The sequence below is a fragment of the Parasphingorhabdus flavimaris genome (assembly GCF_013371215.1).
Taxonomy (GTDB): Bacteria; Pseudomonadota; Alphaproteobacteria; order Sphingomonadales; family Sphingomonadaceae; genus Parasphingorhabdus; species Parasphingorhabdus flavimaris.
The window spans coordinates 258,151-281,293 of the sequence record NZ_JABWMH010000001.1 but is presented as its reverse complement, the minus strand read 5'-3'; the positions used below and the strand labels follow the sequence as shown (position 1 = coordinate 281,293).

The window sequence follows — 23,143 nt, the reverse complement described above, 5'->3', positions numbered from 1 at the left end:
AGTGGGCATATTGCACCCCGGTCGCGTCTCGTCAGTACAGGTTTAAACCTCGTTACGCGTGGTGGTTGTCGTCGTTTGCGCAACCCCGCCGTCCGGCGATATGTCCCGCGTACGGGTCCGGCGGGTGGCGGACATCAGCCCAATTCCGGCCAGTATGATGACTCCCACTCCGATATAGGTCGGCGGTGCGCCCAGCAGAAATGCACCATAAGCGAGGCCGCCGATAAACACGACAAAGCCAATCATATAAATTGAAAAAGATGACATTGATGATACTCCTCTTGTAGCCAGCAAACGCGCAGATCGGATTAAGGTTGCTGCCTTGACAGTTTTTTGACAGGCCATGCTTTCCGCTGGCGCCGGTTACATGCCGCTAGCGGCGACCTGCATGAATTTGGGTTTACTGGACGGTCTGGAGGCGTCCTGGTGGACCGGATAATTTCCCGGCGGCAAGGCCGACACGGGCATGCCGGCAACGCACAGGTCGTAGGGCGATACCCGGTGACGGGTGCACAGGCCGCCAGCGCCATCGCTGACCAGCGGGGTTTCAAACTGGACGCCCAGCATGGCTTCCTTCGCGCGAGTCACGGTACAGACAACCAACTGGCCACCGCCAAGGTCGAGCACCAGTTGAGTTCCTAGCGGAACCCCGAGCATGCCTTCAAACCTGGCCCCGGATTTTGAAAGATCGCGCATCACCACCTCGTAGCGATGATCTTCGTGGATCGCGCCAATACGGCGGAACACTGTGCGCCGGTCCGGTCGGTAGCGTTCCGGCCCGTCCGGCTCGATCCGGAATTCCCCGCTACCGAGCTTTTCATCGACCTCCTCCAGCCGCAGCGCCTTGGAATAGATCCAGCCCTGAATATAGCGCGCGCCCTTTGAGCAGACGAGTTTGAACTGGTCGAAGGCCTCGACTCCCTCGACGGTGGTTTCCATCCCCAGCGCGTCCGAAAGGCTGACGATCGCGGCAATGATCTTGGCGCTATTCTTGTCCTTCTGGGTGCAGGAATCGACAAAGCTCTTGTCGACCTTGATCTTGTCAAACGGCGCCGAGCGCAGATAGCTGAGCGAGGAATAGCCGGTGCCGAAGTCGTCCAGCGCGAGCCGTACGCCCAATTCCTTGAGAATCCTGAACGTGTTGTCGATGGTTTCGCTGTCTCCCATGAAGACGCTTTCGGTCAGTTCGAGCTCCAGCCGTTCCGGCTCCAGACCGCTCGAGGCAAGCGCGTTCATCACGATATCGGGGAAACCGCTATTGGAAAATTGCACAACCGAGACATTAACCGCTACCCGGACCGATTTCGGCCAGTTCAACGCATCCTGGCAAGCCCGGCGCAACGCCCATTCGCCCAATTGGTTGATCAGGTTCAGTTCTTCCGCGATCGGAATGAATACATCGGGGCTGACCCCTCCCCGCTCCGGATGGACCCAGCGCATCAGTGCCTCGAACCCGACGATCATGTGATCATCGGTCCGGACGACCGGCTGGTAGTGAAGTTCGACCTGATCATTTGCCAGCGCGTCGCGCAGGTCCTCGACCAGAAGACGCCGTTCGTCCTCCTCATTCTTCAGACTGGCCGAATAGAAGCGGTACTGGCCACGACCGGAATTTTTTGCGGCATAGAGAGCGAGATCGGAGCTGCGAACCAGTGCGTCTTTCTCGACACCATCATAAGGCGCGATCGCGATGCCGATTGACGTTCCGATGGTCGCGCGCTTGTCATCGATGGGATAGGGTTGGGAGACGGTCTTGACGATTTTCTCGGCAAGCTCGCCTAATTTTCCGCGATCGTCCACGTCCGGCAGAATTACCTGAAATTCATCACCGCCCAGACGCCCGATTTCGGCATTTTCACCGATCACGCCGACCATCCGCTTGGCCACTTGCTTGAGCAGTTCGTCGCCGGCGGCATGGCCCATCGTATCATTGACCTGCTTGAAACGGTCGAGATCGAGCATCATGATCGCACAGCTGCGGTTGGCGGCCTTGAATGCAGCGAGCATCGCGGTGAGCCGGCTGTCCATTCGGTGGCGGTTGGCAAGCCCGGTCAGCGAGTCGAATTCCGCGGCACGCGAATCTTCCAGTTTTCGCTGATATTCAACCGTCACGTCTTTGGCATTGCCGCGATAACCCTGAAATTCCCCCGAATCATTGAATTTCGGGTGGCCGGAGATCAGCCACCAGGTCGGACGATCCTCGCGGCCGAGTGTTTGCGGAACCCGGCGGACAACGAGATCGGTGATCTTGCTGCGCTTGCTGAGGTGATATTTGAACGGGCGATCGGAATTCTCGTCCGGATTGTCGGGATCATTTTCAAACAGGCTGGTCAGCGGCACAGCGAGCAGATCGCTGATCGGCTTATTCAGATTTTCCGCTGCTTTTTCAGATAAATATACCAGATGACCGTCGGCATCCGTCGCCCATAGCCAGCTTATCCCCGCTTGCTCGAAATCATCAAGAATCTCGACCCTGCGGGCATAATCATTGGACCGGATAACCGACACAGCTTCGTGCTCCGCGCTCTTGGCGGAGTCACCGGAAAATGCATGCAAAAAATTACGAGCCACCTTAAGTCCCACGTTTCCAGAATTTGACAATCACCCGAAATGGTTAAATTGAATGTAACATGATGTCACATAATTGATATATTTTTGCTTACAGGCCGCGGGTGGGTGCCATTTTTCAATTTTCAGGCAGTGGCCGGAATAATCGTGGCCGAGTCGCATGCAAGCCGGCGGCAAGGATCGACATCTTGCAGCAAAGCCGATCCCGCGGTGGTTCCAATGGGAGGGGAGGATTATTTTCTGACCAAATGACAAAGTCGGCGAATGCGCCTATATTGCGGCCATGTACATATTCGTCATCTTCCTATGTGGTGTCGCCAATTTCGCGATGCACAAGGCCATGCTCGAGAGCAACCATCCGGTCATCGCGGAAGCACGCGGCAGCTTCCGCAAAATTCTCGGTCCTTATGGCAGCTATATGCTGGAGTTTTTCATGCTCGTCTCGGCGATGATCTTCGCCAATATGGGTATGCTGACCGCAGTGATTTTCTATTTCGTCTATACGCTCGCCAATTGCGCAGCGGCTTGGGTGCTCTTTTTTAACAAACATTAAGATTGAGTGGCTTAGCGACCGAAACGACCAATGTTGTTCATCCGACTACGGGCGTAGTTTATCGAAAGCCGGTATCGACTGCAACCAATCGCCCATAGCAGCGGCCATTCCAGAGCAATCCGATTTGGGGGGGAATATCTTGGACGACAGTTTACGGACCTTGGCCGGCATCGCCGTGAGTGCGTTGGCCGCCACGAACATTTTCCCTGTCGCAGCGCATGCCCAGACAGAAGCTGCATCGTCCTCCTCTTCCCTGCAACCGCGAACCGAGAACGGACGCCAGATATTTGACGCGACGCAATTTGCCCGCTTCAATCCCCGCACCGCACTAGATATCGTCAATCAGGTGCCCGGCTTTACCATCGACACCGGCGACGATGACGAGCGCGGGCTGGGCCAGGCAGATGAGAATGTCCTGATCAACGGCGCGCGGATCTCGGGCAAGAATAGTGATGCCTTCACCTTTCTCGGCCGGATTTCGGCGGCCAATGTCCTGCGGGTCGAAATTGTGGACGGGGCTACGCTCAGCATTTCCGGTCTCTCGGGACAGGTACTGAATCTGGTGACCAAAGCCGATGACTCAAATGGCTTGAGCGGCAATTTCAAATGGAAACCGCAATGGCGTCGCTCGGGCAACAACTGGTTCGCCGGAGAAGCCTCGATCAGCGGCAAGCTCGGCAAGGGCGACTTCACCCTGGCGATCGAGAATGACGCCGCGCGCAACGGTGTCGAGGGACCGGAGCAGGTCACCGACCGCTTTGGCAATCTGCTGTTCGAACGCGACGAGATTGCCCGCTATCGGCAAGACCAGCCCAAGCTGAGCGGATCCTATAACCGCACCAGCGAAGCGGGATCGATATTCAATGTCAACGCCGCCTACCAGATATTCCGGCGACGGGAATCCGTGGCGACCGATCGCACCCAGACCGGTCAGTCCGATATTTTCGAACTGTACGATAGCCGCGAGAATGAATGGAATGCGGAATTCAGCGCCGATTATGATTTCGCCCTTGGCGGCGGACGACTGAAGCTTATCGGCTTGCAGCGTTTTGAACATAGTCCGGTCAGCGACTTTTTTGGCCAGACATTTACCGATGGCGTTACGGCGCCGAACGGCAGCCGCTTTAATCGGGTGACCGACGAAGGCGAGTCGATATTCCGTGCCGAATATGGCTGGAAGACCAAGGGCGGTACCGACTGGGGTTTCAGCGTCGAGGGTGCCTATAATTTCCTCGACAATGAAGGCGCTCTGGCGGTGCTCGACAGCCAGGGCATATTCCAGCCTGTCGCCTTGACCAACGCCAATAGCAAAGTCACCGAATATCGCGGCGAATTCATCGGATCCTACGGGCGGCCCCTGCTGGAAAACCTGAGCCTTCAGGCGACTTTGGGCGGCGAATATAGCAAGATCAGCCAGAGCGGCGCAGCGGGCCAGAGCCGGTCTTTCGTTCGACCGAAGGGCTCGGTGTCGCTCGCCTGGAGACCGCAGGATGATCTCGACGTCAGCTTGAAGCTGGAACGGTCGGTCGGCCAGTTGAATTTCTTTGATTTTGTCGAATCCGTAGACGTGTCCCAGAACAACGGGAATGCAGGAAACCCGGAACTGGTGCCGCCGCAAAGCTGGCGCGCCGAACTGGAAGCGACCCAGAAGCTCGGTCCATGGGGATCGGTGACCGTCAATATCTATGGCGAGAAATTCAGCGACATTGTCGATTCCATACCGATCACGACAACCACCGAAGCCCGCGGCAATCTCGACAGCGCGACCAGCTACGGTGTGGAAATGGTGACCAGTATCTTGCTTGATCCGATCGGCTGGGCCGGAGCCAAGCTTGATTTTGAAGGAGAGGTCCGGAAGAGTTCGCTGAACGATCCTGTGACCGGCGTCTCCCGCCGGATCAATGATGACAAGATATTCACTTACGAGGCCAATTTCCGGCACGATGTCCCCGGCAGCAACTGGGCATGGGGTGCCGGTGTCGAAGATTTCCGCTATTCCAGATTTCTGCGCCTCGACCAGAGCAATCGCTTTCGCACCGGCGGTCCCTATAGCTGGATTTTCGTCGAGCATAAGGATGTGTTCGGACTCACCGTGCAAGCCAATCTGGGCAATCTTTTCGGGCGCAGCGAACAATTTACCCGAACGGTCTATGAAAACCGGCGCGACGGACCGATCGGCTTTGTCGAGGATCGCAGCCGCGAGTTTGGTCTGATTTATCGGCTGACCGTCAGCGGCAGCTTCTGAAGGCCCGCGCCTTTGGCGTTATAGCCGGATAGACTTTCGGCACTGCCCGCCCTACATCCGGCCCATGCCACCTGATTATGCCACCCAGGGTCAAATCGACCCGCCGATGATTCCTACGCTGAAGCGTTTCCTGCCCTATCTCTGGCCCAAGGGTGAACCGGGATTGCGGATGAGAATCATTGTCGCGGGATTTCTGGTGCTTTGTGCCAAGGCGGCAATCCTGACGATGCCGTTCCTGTACAAGGCGGTTATCGACGGCATGTCCGATGATGAACTTGGTACCGAACTGACCGTGTTGCTCGCGCTTGTTGCTACTTATGGACTGGCGCGGTTCGGACAGGTGTTGTTCGACAATCTCCGGAATATCGTATTCGAGAAAGTCGGCCAGCAGGCAGCCCGCCGTCTGGCAACCAATGTCTTCACCCATCTGCACAGCCTGTCGCTGCGCTTTCATCTCGGCCGTCGCACCGGCGAAGTCACCAAGATCATCGAGCGCGGAACCAAGAGCATTGATATCATGCTCTACTTTCTTCTGTTCAATATTGCGCCGACCGTCGTCGAGCTAACCGCAGTTCTGGTCATTTTCCAGATCAAATTCGGCTTCGGCCTGGTCGCCGCGACGATGGCGATGGTTGCCATCTATATCATCTTCACCCGCAAGGTGACCGACTGGCGCAACGCGCTGCGGGCGAAGATGAATGACATGGACACAAGGGTGATCGGCCGCTCGGTCGATGCCCTGCTCAATTACGAGACGGTCAAATATTTCACCGCCGAACGCCGCGAAAGCGAACGCTATGACAAGGCGATGCGCGACTGGGCGGCGGCTGCGGTAAAGTCGGAAAATTCGCTCGGCATGCTCAATATCGGCCAGTCGATCATCACCAACCTGACGATGATCGGCGCGATGGCGTTCAGCGTCTACGGCTGGCAGCAGGGCGACCTCACGGTCGGTGATCTGGTGCTGGTCAACGCGCTGCTGATGCAGCTGTTCCGGCCGCTCGACCTGCTCGGCATGGTCTATCGCACCATCTGTCAGGGCCTGGTCGACATGGATGCCATGTTCAAGCTGATCGACACCAAACAAGAGGTGGTCGACAAGCCGGGGGCAAAGCCGTTGCAGGTTTCCGATGGCACGGTGCGGTTCGAGAATGTCGTGTTCAACTATGACGATGATCGCAAGATATTGCACGGTCTCGATTTCGAGGTGCCGGCGGACGGGACGCTGGCCATCGTGGGGCCTTCGGGTGCCGGCAAGTCGACAATCGCGCGGCTGCTGTTCCGTTTCTATGATCCGCAGGACGGCCGGATATTGATTGACGGTCAGGACATAGCCGAAGTCACCCAGCACAGCCTGCGCGGCGCGATCGGGATCGTCCCGCAGGACAGCGTGCTGTTCAATGACAGTATCGGCTATAATATCGGCTATGGCCGCGAAGGCGCGACCCAGGCGGAGATCGAGGAAGCCGCGCGCGGCGCAGCACTCGACGGCTTTATCGCCAAGCTGCCGGACGGCTATGATACGCAGGTCGGCGAGCGGGGATTGAAATTGTCAGGCGGCGAGAAGCAGCGCGTCGCGATTGCCCGGACCTTGCTGAAAAACCCGCCAATCCTGATATTGGACGAAGCCACCTCGGCGCTCGACAGCCGCACCGAAGATGAAATCCAGGCGACGCTGGCCAAGATATCGGAACGCCGGACGACGCTGATCATCGCCCACCGGCTGTCGACGATCACCCATGCCGACGAGATCATCGTGCTCAACGAAGGCCGGATCGCCGAACGCGGCAGCCACCGGCAGTTGCTGGTCAAGCGGGGGCTATATGCCGACATGTGGAAGCGGCAGGCGGAGGACCAGCGGGAAAAGGCGTGACTTTTGGTGCGGATTACATTTTCGGTCATTTTTGCTTTTGCGGTTTCGCGCGGTGCCGTCTCTGGCTAGGGAATGAAATATGACCGAAGCCCTCCTTCCCCTGCTCAAATCGACATTCGGCTATTCCAGCTTTCGCGGCATGCAGGAACAGGTGATGGACCGGGTGATGGCGAAGCAGAATGTGCTCGCCGTCATGCCGACCGGTTCCGGCAAATCGCTTTGCTATCAGCTTCCCGCCATCGCCAACAAGGGCACGACGATCGTCATCTCACCGCTGATCGCGCTGATGCACGACCAGTTGCGCAGCGCCGAAGCGGTCGGGATCAGGGCGGCCACCCTCACCTCCGCCGATGACAATCGCGCCGAGACCATCGACCGTCTGAAGGCCGGCGAACTGGACCTGCTCTATGCCGCGCCGGAACGCGCGTCCCAGTCGCATTTTCGGGAATTGCTGGAACAGACCGACATTTCGCTCTTCGCCATCGACGAGGCACATTGCGTGTCCGAATGGGGTCATGATTTTCGCCCCGACTATCGGCTGCTCCGCCCGCTGCTCGACCATTTCGGCTCGGTGCCGCGGCTGGCGCTAACCGCCACCGCCGATGCGCATACCCGCGACGATATATTGGTGCAGTTGGGAATCGAGCAGGACGGCCTGATCCTCGCCGGCTTTGACCGTCCCAATATCCGCTACAGCATGAGCCCGCGCAGCGGTCTCGCACGACAGGTCGGCGATCTCGTCGATCGCATTCCCGGCCCCGGCATTGTCTATGCCCAGACCCGCGCGGCGACCGAGAAAATGGCCAGCCAGATCGCCGCCACCGGGCGCAGCGCGCGCGCCTATCATGCCGGTCTGCCACCGGAAGTGCGCCAGCAGAACCAGCATGATTTCGTCGCATCGGAAGATATGGTGATGGTCGCGACGATCGCCTTTGGCATGGGCATCGACAAGCCGGATGTCCGCTTCGTCGCCCATGCCGGCCTGCCCAAGTCGATCGAGGCTTATTATCAGGAGACCGGTCGTGCCGGCCGCGACGGTGATCCGGCCGAGGCGCATATGTTCTGGGGTGCGGAAGATTTCGCCAGGGCAAGGCAGCGGCTGGGCGAAATCGACGAGACCCGGCTGGAGAGCGAGCGGACAAGGCTCGCTGCATTGGGCGGCCTGGTCGAAACGCCGGGTTGCCGCCGTGCGATTCTCCTTCGTCATTTTGGCGAGAACCCGCCGGAGCAATGCGGCAATTGCGACAATTGTCTGAACGCTCCTGAAACCCGCAACGTCACGGAACTGGCGCGCAAATTTCTGTCCGCCGTCTATCGCACCGGACAGAGTTTCGGCGTCACCCATCTCGAAGCGGTGCTGACCGGTCGGCAGGACGAGAAGGTTCGCTCGCGCGGCCATGACCAGCTTTCGGTTTTCGACATTGTCGGGGAAGAGGAAGCCGCGCTGATCAAACCGGTATCGCGGTCGCTGTTGCTGCGCGATGCGCTGCGCAACACCGACCATGGCGGCCTGATGTTCGGACCCGAGGCGCGGAAGATACTGAAAGGCGAGCAGGAGATCGCGATTGTCGAACCGCCAAAGCGCATGTCGCGGAAACGGCGCGGCAGCAGCGCCTCTCCCAATCCGTTTGGCGATCCGCTGTTCGAAGCGCTCCGCAAGAAACGCATGGAACTGGCCAAGGAACTGGGCGTGCCGCCTTATGTGATCTTCCACGACAGCGTGCTGCGTGATATGACCGGCCTGAAACCGGACAGCCTGTCGGCGCTCAGCGAACTTCCCGGCGTCGGCGCAGCGAAACTGGAGAAGCATGGCGACGCGTTTCTGGCGGTAATCCGCGAAGTGACCGAAGCAGCGTGAATCGATATATGAAAATCATCCCCGTTCTATTACTTATTGCCATGACCGGCTGTAGCGCGGCAACCGCAACCGACAGCAATGTTCCGACAGAGGAGACCCAAATCATGTTCCGCAAAATCAACGACAATATCAGCGTGTCACCGCAAATCACCCTCGAGGATATCGCAGCAGCCAAGGCCGAAGGCGTCACCCTGATCATCAACAACCGCCCCGACGGAGAAGATCCTTCTGCTCCCCAGAGCGCAGATATCGAAGCGGCTGCGCGGGACGAGGGCCTGAAATATATCGCGATTCCGATTACCCATAGCGGGTTTTCGGGACCGCAGGTCGATGCCATGATCGCAGCCCTCGCCGATGGCGACAAGATTCTCGCTTATTGCCGGTCGGGTACGCGCTCCACATTGCTCTGGTCGCTGGCGCAGGCGAAACAGGGCGTCTCGCCAGATGAGATCGCGCGGCTGGCGGGCAATGCCGGCTATGACATCACGCCGGTTCGGGCGATGGTGGATGCGCTCGCAGCAGGACAGTAATCACGACAGCTAGACAGCCACTAACATTTATGTAAGTAGTCGCGGTCATGGAGAATCTACCCTCCCCTACTGACTGGGCTGTCCCCTTTTTCATCATCACGGTGGCGATGGAATGGGTGTGGAGCCGCAAGAACAAGAATATCCGTTACGAAACGAAGGACGCCTTCACTTCGCTGGCGCTGGGAACCGGCAGCGTGTTCGCGGGCATCCTGACTGGCGGCTTTGTTCTGGCACTGAGCCTTTGGGTCTACGAGCACCGTATTTACGATATTCAGGTGGGATGGCCAAACGCGCTCTGGATTGTGCCACTGGCCTTCCTGCTCGACGATTTTACCTATTACTGGTTCCACCGCACAGCACATCGGGTCAGATGGTTCTGGGCCTCGCATGTCGTTCACCACAGCAGCCAACATTATAATCTCTCGACAGCGTTGCGGCAGACCTGGACCGGCTTTTTTGCGCTCAGCTTCATCTTTTCGATGCCGCTCTTTTACCTCGGTATTCCGCCAGCGCTGATATTCTTTCTTTCCGGCCTCAATCTGATCTATCAATATTGGATCCACACCGAGGCGATCGACAAGATGCCGCGCTGGTTCGAGGCTGTGATGAACACGCCGTCGCACCACCGGGTCCATCATGCGACCAACCCGCGCTATCTCGACCGCAATTATGCCGGGGTTTTCATCATCTGGGACAAGATGTTCGGTACTTTTGAACCGGAGACCGATGAGGAGAATATCCAATATGGCATCGTCAAGAATCTGGGCAGCTTCAATCTGCTGTGGGCCGCCTTCCATGAATGGATTGGTATTGCGAAGGATTTGTGGAGCGCTCCGTGGCGCTACAAGATCAACTATCTGATAAAACCGCCCGGGTGGAGCCATGACGGCTCCCGTGAAAGCAGCGAGACCATAAAGGCACGCTGGGCAGAGCAGGAGAGAGAGATATGGCAGAATTTGACTTCATCGTCATCGGCGGCGGTTCCGCCGGCAGTGCAGTCGCAGGACGGCTGAGCGAAGACCCGAACCGCACCATCTGCCTGATCGAAGCGGGCGGGCGCAATGATAATTTTCTTGTCAAGACACCCGGATTACTGCCGTTTTTGCCAAAGAATTCCAACTGGCAGTTTGAAACGATCCCGCAAAAAGGCCTGAACGGCCGCACCGGTTATCAGCCGCGCGGACGCGGGCTCGGTGGGTCCAGCGCGATCAACGCGATGGTCTATATCCGCGGCAATAAATGGGATTATGACAATTGGGCGGCGATGGGCTGCACCGGCTGGTCCCATGACGAGGTCCTGCCCTATTTCAAAAAGTCCGAAGGCAATGAACGCGGCGGAGATGACTATCATGGCGGCGATGGCCCGTTGTCCGTGTCGGACCAGAAATGGCCGAACCCCGGGAGCGTCGCCTTTGTCGAAGCGGCGCGCAATCTGCAGCTTCCCATTCTCGATGATTTCAATGGCGAAAAGCAGGAAGGTATCGGCATATACCAAGTGACGCAGAAAGACGGGGAACGCTGGTCGGCGGCGCGCGCCTATGTCGAACCCGCGCGCTCCCGTCCCAATCTGACGATCAAGACCGATTCCCTGGTCGAAAAACTGGTCATTCAAGAAGGTCGCGTAACCGGCGTAAAGATCAAACGCGGTTCGGGCAGCGAGACTATTTCTGCCCGCGGAGCAGTAGTCCTGTCCGCCGGAGCCTTCGGAACGCCCCACATTCTCCAGCTATCCGGAATCGGTCCGGCTGCGCATCTCAAGGGCAAGGGCGTCGACGTGATCGTCGACAAGGCCGAAGTTGGCGAGAATCTCAAAGATCATATCGACTTTGTGTCCGGCTATCAGACCGAATCCACCGAACTGATCGGCGATTCGCTCGCCGGCACATGGCGCATGGGCAAAGCGGTTATCGAACACCGGATGAAGCGCACCGGGATCATGACCTCCCCCTATGCCGAAGCGGGCGGTTTCTGGAGCAGCGGACCGGAAGTCCCGGCACCCGACATCCAGTATCATTTCGTCCCGGCCATGCTCGAGGATCATGGCCGCGAAAAGGTCAAGGGTCACGGCTTCAGCTGTCACGCCTGCGTGCTTCGACCGCACAGCAAGGGCACGGTCAGACTGAACACTGACGATCCGCAAGCGCCGCCTGCCATCGATCCGAATTTCCTCGATGATGACCGGGATATCGCGACACTGCGCAAGGGCGTGCGGCATATGAAGCGGATATTGGAAACGCCACCGCTAACCGAATTTTCGCCAACCGACCGGCATCCGATAGATATCAACAATGATGCAGAGCTCGACAAGCTGATCCGGGACCGCGCCGACACCGTCTATCATCCCGTCGGCACCTGCCGCATGGGTGGAGATGATGCGGCAGTTGTTGATTCCCGGCTGAAATTCCGTGGACTGGAAGGTCTCTATATTGCCGATGCGTCGATCATGCCGGAAATCATCAGCGGCAATACCAACGCCCCCAGCATCATGATCGGCGAGCGGGCGGCGGAATTTATCAAGGCTGATTTCGGCTAGAGTCGTCCACAATAAGTCACGAAACGCAGCGCGCGGGGGCAATCTGGTCCAGTCAAGCTGCCGCTTCTTCTAGATAAAAAAAAGGCCGGGATGCTTTCGCATCTCCGGCCTTGAAGTTGTTTGTTCGCAGGAGGAACAAGGTGAGGCGCCGACCCGATTTGGGAGAGGATGGCCGGCGCCAAACTGGTTAGCCTTTGGCAAACTCCGGATAGGCTTCGACGCCCACTTCGGAGATATCCATTCCGAGCATTTCCTGCTCTTCGGTCGGACGGACACCAAGGGTGAATTTCAGAGCAAACCAGACGATCGAGCTGGTGACCAGCACGAACACGCCGGTTGCGACAACACCGGTCAGCTGCGCCGTGAACGGCACTTCGGTGTTGGTCAGAGGAACGATCAGCGTGCCCCAGATACCGGCCAGAAGGTGGACCGGAATGGCGCCGACAACATCGTCGATCTTCAGCTTGTCGAGCATGGGAACCGCGAAGACCACGATCGCACCGCCGATACCGCCAATAAGCAAGGCATAGGGTACGGATGGTGTGAGCGGCTCTGCCGTAATCGAGACCAGGCCAGCCAATGCGCCGTTGAGAGCCATCGTGACGTCGATCTTCTTGTAGATGAGCTGCGTCAGGACGATCGCGACTACCACACCGCCAGCTGCGGCCATGTTGGTGTTCACGAAGATCTTGGAAACGTCGCTGACATCACCGATCGTGCCCATTGCAAGCTGCGATGCGCCGTTGAAGCCGAACCAGCCGAGCCACAGGATGAACGTACCCAGGGTAGCGAGCGGGATGCTCGAACCGGGCATGACCGTGATCTTGCCGTCGACATAGCGACCCAGACGGGGGCCGATGATCAAGGCACCGGCGAGAGCCGCCCAGCCACCTGTCGAGTGAACCAGCGTGGAACCGGCAAAGTCACTGAAGCCCATGGCATCGAGCCAGCCTGCACCCCATTCCCAGCTCACGATGACAGGATAGATGAACCCGGTCAGCACGAACACGAAGATGAAGAACGGAATGACTTTCACGCGTTCTGCAACGGTGCCGGAAACAATCGACGCCGTGGTTGCGCAGAATACCATCTGGAAGAACCAGTCTGACGCCACCGAATAGCCGGTGTCGACATCTGCTTCACCAACCCCCTGCATGGAATAGGGGAAGTCGGCGATACCGATGAAGCCGCCCTCGAAACCCGGATAGGCAATCGAATAGCCGATGACCCAGAACATGATACCGGCAATCGAATAGAGGCCGATATTCTTCAGACATTGCATCGATACGTTCTTGGAACGCACCAGGCCGGCTTCGAGCATGGCGAAGCCGGCGGCCATCCACATGACGAGGAACCCGCCAAGCAGGAACAACAGGGTGTTGAAGATATAGGCTGTATTGGCACTGGGGTCGGCCACTTCAGCCGCCTCCTGTGCCAGCGCGGGCGCGGCCGCAGCCATTACCGCCAGCCCTGCGGAAATTGTTAGAAATTTTCTCATTATCATGCTTCCCCGATTAAATTGCTGTGTCGCCGGTTTCGCCGGTGCGAATGCGGACGGCGCCTTCGAGACCGATCGTGAAGATCTTGCCGTCGCCGATCGATTCCGTCCCGGCAGCGGCTTGAATGGCCTCGACCGCCTGGGCAGCGACGGCGCTGCTGCACGCCACTTCGATTTTCAGTTTCGGCACCATGTTCGTGGTATATTCAGCACCGCGATAGACTTCCGTCTGGCCCTTCTGCCGACCGAAGCCCTTGACCTCGGTTACGGTCATGCCGGACACACCGACACCGGTCAGAGCTTCACGAACATCGTCGAGCTTGAACGGTTTGATTATGGCTATGATAAATTTCATTACGCCCCCTATGGTTGTTGCATAGGAACACATCGCAAGGCGCGTGCCAGAATCTCAAAGTGCCGGATTCAAAGGATTTTTACAAAAGGCGCCTGTTCATAAACGAGTAACTTTTGTGCATTGCAGCACAAATGCACAATAATTAGGCAGGCCGCTCGGCCAATCTGGCCAAAATTTGCGGGATGACTTTCTCGGTCTCGCGGCGGCCGATGGCGATCAGTTCGTCGGCGCGGGTGAAGTTCTGGATGTCGATATGGCCGACCGGCGGAGACATCGCAAAATCGGGCGGGTCGAGCGCCAGGGAATAGCGACCCAGATTGCGCAGGGAGAGGCCGACCGATGCCTTGACGATGGCGAGGCTATTGGGTTCCTTGCCTACGTTTTCGGCAATACCGGCGGCGATCGCGCGGTTGATGAAGTCGTCCTGCAGGTTGACCGACAGACACAGGGCATCGGGCGCGAGTTCGCGGGCCGGCGACACCGGAACCGGCAGGGCGGCACCGCCGTCGACGAGCAGCCGGCCATCATGCTCGACCGGCTTGAATATGCCCGGCAGCGACATTGAGGCGCGGATGGCCGGCACCAGCTTGCCCGCTTTCATCACGATCGTATCACCGGTGCGCAGGTCGGCCGCAACCGCGGCAATCGGAAACGGCAGGTCTTCGAAATCAAGCTCGCCGAACTCGACCCCCAGCTCTTTTTCGATATTGCGCGCACCCATAACGGCCCCGCGCTTGAAATGGGGGTCCATGAATCGCAGCATGTTGCGGAAATTGACGTTGCGAGCCATGTCCTCGAGATAGTCGAGCTTGCCAACCGCATAGCTGGCGCCGGTGATTGCCCCGATCGAGGTGCCCGCGATCGCCGCAATTTCCAGCGGCGATTCATCGATCGCGCGCAGCACGCCGATATGGGTCCAGCCCAGACCAGCGCCACCGCCGAGCGCGAGCGAAATTTTTCCGGCTCCGCTCACAGCGACACATCCTCGGCCAATATTGCCCTTGCTTCAGCCAGATCTTCGGCCAGCACCATCACCCGGGCGGGCAGCGCGATACCCGCGCCTTCGACCAGATTGACGCCGCTGTCGAAGCAGACCGCGCCGATTCCGGCAGCGCCAAGCCGACCACGGATGATCTCCGCTTCGACGCCATGCATATGTCGGGACAATTCCACGAGGCTCATGGCCGGTTATCCGCCAAAATAGCGGTCCGTTGCCCGGGTCGGCAGGCCGTCGATACTTTTCGTCCGTCCCGCGCTTTTGTCGACCCAGGCTTCCGGATCGGCCTGCCGGTGATATTTGACCAGAGTGTGGCGCTCCGCTTTCAACTCCATCTGCGGCACACCCCAGCCACAGCTGGTCTGGATACTGTCCAGCCTGATGTCGAAAATCTGGCGCGTACCGGGTAGAATATCGAAATGGGCCGAAATCTCTTCCCAGCCTTCATCCTGGGGCAATACCGGTTGCCCGGTTCCATAGAGACGCAAGATCAGGGCGGGATTGGCAAAATTGTTGAACATGATCGTCAACCGGCCATCGGCAAGCAGGTGGGCGTGGGTTTCATTGCCCGAACCGCCCAGATCGAGATAGCCCACACGATCGGGGCCGAGCACTCGAAAGGCATCATAGCCCTTGGGTGAAAGATTGATCCGGCCGTCCTTGGCCGCTGTCGCGACACAGAACATCGGCTGTTTGGCGATGAAAGCGATATGATCGTCGTTCAGGGCGTCGAAAAAGTCCGCCATGGTTGATCCCCGTTCAGTAAAATGGACCGCCGAAAACCAGCTTCCACAGCAACACCAATATCCAGTGGATCGCAATAACCGGCCACAGTGATTGTGACACGATCCGGATGTGGGTCAATATAATGCCCAATATGAACGTAGCAAACAGAAACGAGGGCTGCAGGAAGATTGCTGACCATGGTGGCCCGAAGGTCAGCGCCTGCACCGGATGCCAGAGCATGAACAAAAAGGCGGAGAGCCAGCTGCCCCAGCGCTGCGAGAATGTCGCGAGCCAGGACAGCAGGACACCGCGAAAGACAAGCTCTTCGACGAGGGCGGGGACGAAAAGCAGAATGACCGCGGCGATCAGGGCTGACTGGATGTCGTTCACCGGATCAAGGCGGAGCCAGCCGCCCAGAAATCCGCATGTCGCAATAATCGCAGCGGTCGGGAGAGCAATGCCGAACGCGGCTTTCCAGCGACCGGCGGCCGGCCAGGTTTGCAGCGCTCGCCACGTCTGTCTGATTGCTGCGCCCAGCATATTGCCTACCAGCGCGCCCCGGCGTCGATTGCATCCTGCTCTCCGGGCCGGAATTGCCGTCCGAGAATCTTGTTACGGTGCGGGAAGCGACCGAATTCGGCGATCACGTCACGATGCTCGTTGGCAAATTTCTGATTGCTGCCGAGCCTCGTGAACAGCGTGACAGACTTGTTCTGCAGCTGGATATCCTCGGCATGCATGAAGGGCATATAGAGAAATGCGCGCTGCTCCTCGGGCAGCTTTTCGTCCAATTCCAGATCAACCGCCCGTTCGGCGATTTGCTGGGCCAGATGGTCGGTAGAAAATGCATCGGCACTATCGCGGAACATATTGCGGGGAAACTGGTCGAACAGGATGGTTGCCGCAAGTGCGGTCTCGGGCGCGGTCAGGAAATCATCGACGGTCCTGGATTTCTGTTCTTCCCACAGCTCGAAGAAGCGCTCCGTGATCAACTCGTCGGTCGCATCATTCTTGTTCCACCAGTCCTTGGAGTCAAGTTCATCGAACCAGAAGCGCAATATCTCGTCAGTCCAGGTCAATAGGATTTTCCCGATTTTGCCATATTATGCCAGCGCTTACGCCGTGCCTCCGACCGTCAAGCTATCGACCAGCAAGGTTGGCTGACCAACACCAGCCGGCACGGACTGTCCGCCCTTGCCGCACATGCCGATGCCTTCGTCGAGCGCCATGTCATTGCCGATACCCGAAACCTTGGTCAGCACGGTCGGGCCATCGCCGATCAGCGTTGCGCCCTTGATGGGTGCACCCAGCTTGCCGTTCTCGATCTTGTATGCCTCGGTGCAGGAGAAGACGAATTTGCCGGAGACGATATCAACCTGTCCGCCGCCGAAGCTTTTGGCATAGATGCCGTTCTTGACCCGGCTCATCAATTCGTCAGGATCGTCCTTGCCGCCGCGCATGAAGGTGTTGGTCATTCTCGGCATCGGAGCGTGGGCATAGTTTTCGCGGCGCCCGTTGCCGGTCGCGGGGACGCCCATCAGACGGGCGTTGAGCCGGTCCTGCATATAGCATTTCAATATGCCGTCCTCGATCAGGACATTTTCCTGCGTCGGCGTGCCTTCGTCGTCGATGCTCAGCGAGCCGCGCCGTTCCTTGATCGAGCCATCGTCGACCACGGTTACGCCAGATGCCGCCACGCGCTGGCCGATCTTGCCGGAAAAAGCGCTGGTGCCCTTGCGATTGAAATCGCCTTCGAGGCCATGGCCGATCGCTTCGTGGAGAATGATGCCGGGCCAGCCGGGGCCGAGCAATACGGTCTGTTCGCCTGCCGGCGCATCGACGCTTTCCAGATTGACCAGAGCCTGCGCCAGCGCTTCGTCGACAGCGCGGTTCCAGCGCGCCTCCTCGAACAGATCGTCGTAGAGATAACGCCCGCCCATGCCGAAGCTGCCGCTTTCCCGGCGGCCATTCTGCTCGGCGACGATCGAGACATTGAGCCGCACCAGAGGCCGCACATCGGTGGCGACAAAGCCGTCGGGACGGACGATTTCAATCACGCTCCAGCTACCGGACAGACCGACCGAAACCTGGGATACGCGGGGATCGCGTGCTCGCGCCGCAGCATCAATCTGCTGGCAGAGCGCGACCTTCTTGGCAAAGGGTATGGCCTCGAGAGGATTGGCTTCGCCGTAAAGATGGCGGTTATTGCCGCGCGGGGGCGGGGCTTTCTCGCCTTTGGCAGGATCGAGCAGTTGCAGCGTCTGCGCAGCGCGTTTGATCGCTGCCTCGCTGATTTCATTGCTGTGGGAAAAACCGGTCATTTCACCCGAGACGCCGCGCAGGCCAAAACCGCTGTCGGTACTGTAATCGGCGGTCTTCAGACGGCCATCGTCAAAGCCGAAACTCTCCATCGCGCTATATTGCAGATAGAGTTCACCATCGTCACAGGCGGAAAGGCTGCCCGCAACCAGCGCTTTGGCGCGTTCGGGGTCAAGACCATCGGGGCGATACAGGAACGAGCGGGGATCAAGGTTTTTTATCATTCTATGCATATAGAAATGAATTGGGGGCCTTGCACCCCCTATGTCGGATTAATCTTCGGCCTGGGCCAGAGCGCCGTCTGCGGGTCCACCGGTCAATACGAATCGCCGGTCGCAATATCCACAGTCGACATAGCCTTTTTCGTCAATCTCCAGCCAGACACGCGGATGGCCGAGCGCTGCGCCGCCGGGGATATCCGTGGCGCCATCGCAAGCATTGCGTTTCTTGGCCGTTCTGACAATTTCGGGAGCGTCTATCATGAAAGTGCGATTAGCAATGGAACGACCATCGCGCAATCCTGCAAATATCAGTAATAGTTCATCGTTATCGGGAAGGTCGCTTCGTACACCCCGGATTGCTGGCTGGGTCCCACGTCCAGCGTGGCACCAATACGAAGCGTAATCACATCGGTACTGGAAATACGGAACAGGCCGGGAAAGAATGTCGGCGTCAGATTGTCGGTCTGCAGCGTCAGACTGCGCATGGTCATTGCGGCACCTCCACCGATACGGTTGAGTATATAGGTGCCGGCGCCCGAAGTGATATACACGAACCGGTTGCGCGAACCATAGCCCTGGAATTCGGCGTTGCTCACCGTTCCGCCTGCAGCGACAACCGATCCGGTAACGGTGCGGACACCGGTCGTGCTAACGACAGCGGTCCCGCCGGTCAGGCCGGGAATAAGATTGCCGAAATTGAGATCATCGACGGGAACCAGAGACAGCGGGCTAACGACCACAGCGTCCGCCTCGGCAGTACCGGTTTGCGCAAGGACGACCGGTGCACTTGTCAGAGCGACGAGCACGATTAACAGGCCGCCTATGACGCGCGGTAGGATTTGATCTCTGGTCTTCACAAAAACTGCCCTAAATCGAAAGCTGAAAGTTTGCATTGATGGCTATGGTTAATTTTCCGGTAACCCGATCAAGGACCTGAAGCCGGTCATTGATAATCGATATTGATGTCGAATGTACCCACATACGCGCCTCCCGCCTGATTGGCACCGATGGTGAGTCGTCCCCCGAGCCTGTATTCGACGGTCCCGGCGGCATTCAGAAACCGGTTCCTGGTGCCGTTGCCGCCATCCAGCCGGAACTGGTCGACCTGCATGGTTTCGGTGCCTCCGACGCGGGTCAGATTGATCTGGTTCTGGCTGACCGTCATCCGGACCCTCTCCAGCGGCGTTCCATAGGCCGAGAACGAAGCTGCGCTATGCGTTCCGCCGAGCGAGACGGCGTTTCCGCCCGTCTGGGTAAGAGCGTCATTGTCCGGATTGATAGTGAACCGGCTCTGAGTCGTTCCTGCGGCGAAATTCCCGAAATGCAGGTCGGCGTTTTTGGTGATGTTGACACCCTGGTTGATCGTCGTGCGCGTTTGACTGTTGCCGGATGCGGCGTCCGCATTTGCCGGAAAAAGGCAGGCAAGCGCCAGAGCCGGCAAAATGGCTATGTTTCGCATTGAGCCCCGTCCGGCCCGTGTTTGATAATTGCTAAGTCCCACCGAAATCCCGATACAGAAGGAATGAGTAGATACGATTGAATAATATGGTTAAATCAGCGTTAACCAACACCGCATGCGGGCACAAAATCTATCCGAAGTTAACCCGGAATTAGAGGTAATTGACCGTCACCACAAAACTGCCTTCATATTGGCCGGGCTCCTGCGCCGCGCCCACGGTCAATCGACCGCCCACCCTGAAATTACCGATGGTGGCGAAAAGCGGTATCAGGCGAATAGATGCACCGTTGAGCGTAAAATTGTCCACGAGCATCGTTTCCGAACCGCCGTTACGGGTCAGGGTCGTCGAGGCCGGCACACTGATCTGATAGTAAAGCAGCGGACGGGCCGATACCTCAAACTGTGCCGCAGATACGGTGCCGCCAAATGCAGTGGCATTGCCGGTCTGGATCGACCGGGCGTCGGTGGAAGGATTGACCACGACAGTGGAAACCGTGCTGCCCGCGATTATGTCGCCGAATTGGAGGTCTTGCAGTCTTTGCACCGAACTGGGTTGGGTAATGTCGGCCACCGCATCACCTGTTGCCGTCTGCGCGTATGAAGGACTCGCAGCCGCACACCCGACTATCGCCAGCGCACCACCTGACAGTTTCCGCGAAACTAAACGCATGTTTGACTTCCCTATTCTGGTCAATAGATCTGCACCTATGCGATCAATAGCTGTCAGAAATACGAAGATTATCCGTTAAATTTTGATTAACATGCTGAATTTACATGTTTTTTCATTCGTTGACAACGGAGGTTTGCGCAGCGCGGGCAAAGGGGCTATGCGACGAAAATGACTGACGCAGCAATATCGATCCAGAATCTTTCCAAAACCTACGCCGACGGAAAACAGGCGCTCGATGACATTAGTTTCGATGTTCCTCGCGGCTCCATCTTCGGCCTTCTGGGTCCCAATGGCGCGGGCAAGTCCACGCTGATCAACATATTGTCCGGAATGGTGCGCAAAACCGGCGGCCACGCCAATATCTGGGGCTTTGATATTGATGACAGCCCTCGCAACGCCAAGGCGTCGATCGGGATCGTGCCGCAGGAGATCATTTTCGATCCCTTTTTCACTCCTTTTGAATCCCTCGAGGTTCAAGCTGGCCTATATGGCGTTTCGAAAGCCAAGCGCCGGACGATGGAATTGCTCGAGGCCGTGCATCTCGGGGACAAGGCCAACGCCTATGCCCGTACGCTGTCCGGCGGAATGAAGCGGCGGCTGCTGGTCGCCAAGGCAATGGTCCACTCGCCTCCGATCCTGGTGCTCGACGAACCGACGGCGGGTGTCGATATCGATCTACGGCAACAGCTGTGGGAATATGTCATCGAACTGAACAAGGCCGGGGTCACAATCGTGCTGACCACCCATTATCTCGAGGAAGCGGAGAATCTGTGCGAGCGGATCGCGATTATCAATCACGGCAAGCTGATCGCCAACAAGCCGACATCGGAACTGGTCGACATGGCGCGCGAGAAGCTGGTCGAGCTGACGCTGGACCGCGATATCAGCGAAGCGGCGGATGCGGTCTCCTTTGCCAATGATCTGTTCGAGAAAGCCGAAATTATCGGCCCGCGTACGGTGGCGGTCACCTATAACAAGGACCGGACCAATGCCGGTGGGGTGATGGCGGCGGTACAGGAACGCGGCTTTGCGATCGTCGATGTCACGACACGAGAAGCTGATCTGGAAGATGTGTTTCTCAACCTTACCCGCGCAAAAGCAGCGTGAGCCACGACGTCATCATCGTCGGGTCCGGCGCGGCCGGACTGAGCGCAGCGATCACGCTGGCCCGCACCCACAAGGTGCTGGTACTGGCCAAGGGCGAGCTGACCGGTGGTTCCACCGCCTGGGCGCAGGGCGGGATTGCCGCGGTGCTCGATGCTGGCGACACGTTTGAAAATCACATCAACGATACGATGATCGCCGGTGCCGGTCTCAATCGCCGCGAAACGGTTGAATTTGTTGTTGAAAATGCACCGGCGGCGATTGCGCGGCTGGAAGATATGGGCGTGCCGTTCAACAAGGAAGCGGAAGTCCTCCACCTTACCCGCGAGGGCGGACACAGCCACCGCCGGATCGTCCATGTCGACGATGCCACCGGCTGGGCGGTACAGGAAGCGTTGCAGAATACCGCTGCGGCGCACCCCAATATCACGCTGCGGCCGCATATGGTGGCGATTGACCTGATCGTCGATCGGCATGCCGAAACACCGACCGGCGCGAAAAATGTCTGGGGCGTCTATGCGCTCGACAATGAAACCGGCCATGTCGAGACATTGACCTCGCGCGCGACGATCATGGCCAGCGGCGGCGCTGGCCGGACCTATCTTTTCTCCACCGCGCCGCGCGGTGCGACCGGCGATGGCATCGCCATGGCCTGGCGGGCGGGGGCGCGGGTTTCCAATATGGAAATGATGCAGTTCCACCCGACCTGCCTCTATAATCTCGAGGTCAAGAATTTCCTGATCACCGAAGCGGTGCGCGGCGAAGGCGGGCATCTGAAATTGCCAGACGATGCCGGTGACGAAGCCGGCGACCGGTTCATGCAGCGCTTCGATCCGGAGCGTATGGAACTGGCCCCGCGCGATATTGTCGCGCGCGCCAATGACCATGAAATCAAGCGGCTCGGGCTGGATTATGTTCATCTCGACATCTCCCACCGCGATCCGGAATTCGTGAAGGGTCATTTCCCAAATATCTATGACAAGCTGATCGGGCTGGGCATCAACATGACGACCGGACCGATCCCGGTCGTGCCGGCGCAGCATTACACCTGTGGCGGAATCCTGATTGATCTGGCGGGGCGTACTGACCTGCCTGGCCTCTACGCCGCGGGCGAGTCGAGCGAAAGCGGCCTGCACGGCGCCAACCGCCTGGCCTCCAACAGCCTGCTCGAATGTTTCGTCTTCGGCGACGCTGCGGCGCGCGATATTGCCGAACATTGGGATGACCTCCCTGCCCCGCCCGCGATCCGGCCCTGGGACGAAAGCCGCGTCACCGACAGCGACGAAGAAGTGGTGATCAAGCAGACCTGGACCGAGATCCGGCGCTTCATGTGGAATTATGTCGGCATCGTCCGCACCACCAAACGGCTCGAACGCGCCCAGAACCGCATCAACCTGCTCCGCGAGGAGGTCGAGGAATATTACAGCAATTTCCGCGTGACGCAGGATCTGATCGAATTGCGCAATTTGATCGAGGTCGCCGACCTGATCGTCAAATCAGCGCTGTCGCGGAAGGAAAGCCGGGGATTGCACTATATTACCGATTATCCGGAACTGGCGGATGAGGCGGTGGATACGGTGCTGGTGCCCTAGGTGACGTGTTTGCGGCCCGGGCTCCGCATCGAGTGCGAAACA

The 23,143-nt window shown here is 58.3% G+C and carries 23 protein-coding genes; 9 read left to right on the top strand and 14 right to left on the bottom strand.

Features of this window, described 5'->3' with window-relative positions; all coding sequences use genetic code 11:
- Nucleotides 1-42: 42 nt before the first annotated feature.
- Both HUO14_RS01370 and HUO14_RS01365 read right to left on the bottom strand, forming a co-directional pair.
- A complete protein-coding gene (locus HUO14_RS01370; protein ID WP_176278093.1) occupies nucleotides 43-267 on the bottom strand; it encodes a hypothetical protein in 225 nt (74 codons plus the stop codon).
- Nucleotides 268-363: 96 nt separating this feature from the next.
- Entirely contained in the window at nucleotides 364-2,571 is a 2,208-nt protein-coding gene (locus HUO14_RS01365) for an EAL domain-containing protein (RefSeq protein ID WP_176278092.1), read from the bottom strand.
- 280 nt (nucleotides 2,572-2,851) lie between these two features.
- Between HUO14_RS01365 and HUO14_RS01360 the strand changes: the two genes are divergently transcribed.
- The 7 genes from HUO14_RS01360 to HUO14_RS01330 all read left to right on the top strand — a co-directional run bounded on the left by HUO14_RS01360 (nucleotide 2,852) and on the right by HUO14_RS01330 (nucleotide 12,160).
- Nucleotides 2,852-3,121 (top strand): hypothetical protein, encoded by a 270-nt coding sequence (locus HUO14_RS01360; protein ID WP_176278091.1) that lies wholly within the window; start codon nucleotides 2,852-2,854, stop codon nucleotides 3,119-3,121.
- Between the two features lie 139 nt (nucleotides 3,122-3,260).
- Nucleotides 3,261-5,366 carry a TonB-dependent receptor plug domain-containing protein gene (locus HUO14_RS01355; protein ID WP_176278090.1) on the top strand — a complete coding sequence of 702 codons (2,106 nt, stop codon included), beginning with the start codon at nucleotides 3,261-3,263 and terminating at the stop codon, nucleotides 5,364-5,366.
- A gap of 64 nt (nucleotides 5,367-5,430) precedes the next feature.
- Nucleotides 5,431-7,239: an ABCB family ABC transporter ATP-binding protein/permease gene (locus tag HUO14_RS01350; protein WP_176278089.1), complete on the top strand. Its 1,809-nt coding sequence runs from the start codon at nucleotides 5,431-5,433 to the stop codon at nucleotides 7,237-7,239.
- Nucleotides 7,240-7,318: 79 nt separating this feature from the next.
- Entirely contained in the window at nucleotides 7,319-9,097 is a 1,779-nt protein-coding gene (gene recQ, locus HUO14_RS01345) for a DNA helicase RecQ (RefSeq protein ID WP_176278088.1), read from the top strand.
- Between the two features lie 104 nt (nucleotides 9,098-9,201).
- Nucleotides 9,202-9,627 carry a protein tyrosine phosphatase family protein gene (locus HUO14_RS01340; protein WP_176278087.1) on the top strand — a complete coding sequence of 142 codons (426 nt, stop codon included), beginning with the start codon at nucleotides 9,202-9,204 and terminating at the stop codon, nucleotides 9,625-9,627.
- Nucleotides 9,628-9,674: 47 nt separating this feature from the next.
- Nucleotides 9,675-10,640, top strand: coding sequence for a sterol desaturase family protein (locus tag HUO14_RS01335; RefSeq protein WP_176278086.1), 966 nt, complete (start codon nucleotides 9,675-9,677; stop codon nucleotides 10,638-10,640).
- The gene (locus HUO14_RS01330; protein ID WP_176278085.1) at nucleotides 10,574-12,160 is read left to right on the top strand and encodes a GMC family oxidoreductase; all 1,587 of its coding nucleotides are present in this window, start codon (nucleotides 10,574-10,576) and stop codon (nucleotides 12,158-12,160) included. Before HUO14_RS01335 ends, HUO14_RS01330 begins: the two co-directional genes overlap by 67 nt.
- A gap of 187 nt (nucleotides 12,161-12,347) precedes the next feature.
- Here the strand turns inward: HUO14_RS01330 and HUO14_RS01325 are convergent, their stop codons facing one another.
- From HUO14_RS01325 to HUO14_RS01270, 12 genes are all read right to left on the bottom strand, one after another.
- A complete protein-coding gene (locus HUO14_RS01325) occupies nucleotides 12,348-13,658 on the bottom strand; it encodes an ammonium transporter family protein (RefSeq protein ID WP_176278084.1) in 1,311 nt (436 codons plus the stop codon).
- Nucleotides 13,659-13,674: 16 nt separating this feature from the next.
- Nucleotides 13,675-14,013 carry a P-II family nitrogen regulator gene (locus HUO14_RS01320; RefSeq protein WP_176278083.1) on the bottom strand — a complete coding sequence of 113 codons (339 nt, stop codon included), beginning with the start codon at nucleotides 14,011-14,013 and terminating at the stop codon, nucleotides 13,675-13,677.
- Nucleotides 14,014-14,155: 142 nt separating this feature from the next.
- Nucleotides 14,156-14,986, bottom strand: coding sequence for a patatin-like phospholipase family protein (locus HUO14_RS16355; RefSeq protein ID WP_176278082.1), 831 nt, complete (start codon nucleotides 14,984-14,986; stop codon nucleotides 14,156-14,158).
- Nucleotides 14,983-15,195, bottom strand: coding sequence for a putative signal transducing protein (locus tag HUO14_RS01310; RefSeq protein ID WP_176278081.1), 213 nt, complete (start codon nucleotides 15,193-15,195; stop codon nucleotides 14,983-14,985). Before HUO14_RS01310 ends, HUO14_RS16355 begins: the two co-directional genes overlap by 4 nt.
- Nucleotides 15,196-15,201: 6 nt before the next feature.
- Nucleotides 15,202-15,756 carry a pyridoxamine 5'-phosphate oxidase family protein gene (locus tag HUO14_RS01305; protein ID WP_176278080.1) on the bottom strand — a complete coding sequence of 185 codons (555 nt, stop codon included), beginning with the start codon at nucleotides 15,754-15,756 and terminating at the stop codon, nucleotides 15,202-15,204.
- Between the two features lie 13 nt (nucleotides 15,757-15,769).
- The gene (locus HUO14_RS01300; RefSeq protein ID WP_176278079.1) at nucleotides 15,770-16,276 is read right to left on the bottom strand and encodes a CPBP family glutamic-type intramembrane protease; all 507 of its coding nucleotides are present in this window, start codon (nucleotides 16,274-16,276) and stop codon (nucleotides 15,770-15,772) included.
- A 5-nt stretch (nucleotides 16,277-16,281) separates the two neighbouring features.
- A complete protein-coding gene (locus tag HUO14_RS01295) occupies nucleotides 16,282-16,815 on the bottom strand; it encodes a DUF924 family protein (protein ID WP_217907878.1) in 534 nt (177 codons plus the stop codon).
- A 36-nt stretch (nucleotides 16,816-16,851) separates the two neighbouring features.
- Nucleotides 16,852-18,279 carry a metalloprotease TldD gene (gene tldD, locus HUO14_RS01290; protein ID WP_176278078.1) on the bottom strand — a complete coding sequence of 476 codons (1,428 nt, stop codon included), beginning with the start codon at nucleotides 18,277-18,279 and terminating at the stop codon, nucleotides 16,852-16,854.
- Nucleotides 18,280-18,327: 48 nt separating this feature from the next.
- Entirely contained in the window at nucleotides 18,328-18,537 is a 210-nt protein-coding gene (locus HUO14_RS01285; RefSeq protein ID WP_176278077.1) for a zinc-finger domain-containing protein, read from the bottom strand.
- 47 nt (nucleotides 18,538-18,584) lie between these two features.
- A complete protein-coding gene (locus HUO14_RS01280; protein ID WP_176278076.1) occupies nucleotides 18,585-19,133 on the bottom strand; it encodes a DUF4402 domain-containing protein in 549 nt (182 codons plus the stop codon).
- An 86-nt stretch (nucleotides 19,134-19,219) separates the two neighbouring features.
- Nucleotides 19,220-19,735, bottom strand: coding sequence for a DUF4402 domain-containing protein (locus HUO14_RS01275; protein ID WP_176278075.1), 516 nt, complete (start codon nucleotides 19,733-19,735; stop codon nucleotides 19,220-19,222).
- 151 nt (nucleotides 19,736-19,886) lie between these two features.
- Entirely contained in the window at nucleotides 19,887-20,405 is a 519-nt protein-coding gene (locus tag HUO14_RS01270) for a DUF4402 domain-containing protein (RefSeq protein ID WP_176278074.1), read from the bottom strand.
- A 168-nt stretch (nucleotides 20,406-20,573) separates the two neighbouring features.
- Here HUO14_RS01270 and HUO14_RS01265 point away from each other — a divergent pair, with 168 nt between their 5' ends.
- The gene (locus tag HUO14_RS01265) at nucleotides 20,574-21,512 is read left to right on the top strand and encodes an ABC transporter ATP-binding protein (RefSeq protein ID WP_176278073.1); all 939 of its coding nucleotides are present in this window, start codon (nucleotides 20,574-20,576) and stop codon (nucleotides 21,510-21,512) included.
- Nucleotides 21,509-23,101 (top strand): L-aspartate oxidase, encoded by a 1,593-nt coding sequence (gene nadB, locus HUO14_RS01260; RefSeq protein WP_176278072.1) that lies wholly within the window; start codon nucleotides 21,509-21,511, stop codon nucleotides 23,099-23,101. The genes HUO14_RS01265 and nadB overlap by 4 nt, the downstream gene beginning before the upstream one ends.
- Nucleotides 23,102-23,143: the final 42 nt, after the last annotated feature.

Excerpts from the sequence above, each read along its gene's own strand:
- HUO14_RS01370 (WP_176278093.1), bottom strand. The coding sequence starts at position 267 with ATGTCATCTTTTTCAATTTATATGATTGGCTTTGTCGTGTTTATCGGC.
- HUO14_RS01360 (WP_176278091.1), top strand. The coding sequence starts at position 2,852 with ATGTACATATTCGTCATCTTCCTATGTGGTGTCGCCAATTTCGCGATG.
- HUO14_RS01350 (WP_176278089.1), top strand. The coding sequence starts at position 5,431 with ATGCCACCTGATTATGCCACCCAGGGTCAAATCGACCCGCCGATGATT.
- recQ (WP_176278088.1), top strand. The coding sequence starts at position 7,319 with ATGACCGAAGCCCTCCTTCCCCTGCTCAAATCGACATTCGGCTATTCC.
- HUO14_RS01340 (WP_176278087.1), top strand. The coding sequence starts at position 9,202 with ATGTTCCGCAAAATCAACGACAATATCAGCGTGTCACCGCAAATCACC.
- HUO14_RS01335 (WP_176278086.1), top strand. The coding sequence starts at position 9,675 with ATGGAGAATCTACCCTCCCCTACTGACTGGGCTGTCCCCTTTTTCATC.
- HUO14_RS01330 (WP_176278085.1), top strand. The coding sequence starts at position 10,574 with ATGGCAGAATTTGACTTCATCGTCATCGGCGGCGGTTCCGCCGGCAGT.
- HUO14_RS01325 (WP_176278084.1), bottom strand. The coding sequence starts at position 13,658 with ATGAGAAAATTTCTAACAATTTCCGCAGGGCTGGCGGTAATGGCTGCG.
- HUO14_RS01320 (WP_176278083.1), bottom strand. The coding sequence starts at position 14,013 with ATGAAATTTATCATAGCCATAATCAAACCGTTCAAGCTCGACGATGTT.
- HUO14_RS01310 (WP_176278081.1), bottom strand. The coding sequence starts at position 15,195 with ATGAGCCTCGTGGAATTGTCCCGACATATGCATGGCGTCGAAGCGGAG.
- HUO14_RS01305 (WP_176278080.1), bottom strand. The coding sequence starts at position 15,756 with ATGGCGGACTTTTTCGACGCCCTGAACGACGATCATATCGCTTTCATC.
- HUO14_RS01300 (WP_176278079.1), bottom strand. The coding sequence starts at position 16,276 with ATGCTGGGCGCAGCAATCAGACAGACGTGGCGAGCGCTGCAAACCTGG.
- tldD (WP_176278078.1), bottom strand. The coding sequence starts at position 18,279 with ATGATAAAAAACCTTGATCCCCGCTCGTTCCTGTATCGCCCCGATGGT.
- HUO14_RS01285 (WP_176278077.1), bottom strand. The coding sequence starts at position 18,537 with ATGATAGACGCTCCCGAAATTGTCAGAACGGCCAAGAAACGCAATGCT.
- HUO14_RS01275 (WP_176278075.1), bottom strand. The coding sequence starts at position 19,735 with ATGCGAAACATAGCCATTTTGCCGGCTCTGGCGCTTGCCTGCCTTTTT.
- HUO14_RS01270 (WP_176278074.1), bottom strand. The coding sequence starts at position 20,405 with ATGCGTTTAGTTTCGCGGAAACTGTCAGGTGGTGCGCTGGCGATAGTC.
- HUO14_RS01265 (WP_176278073.1), top strand. The coding sequence starts at position 20,574 with ATGACTGACGCAGCAATATCGATCCAGAATCTTTCCAAAACCTACGCC.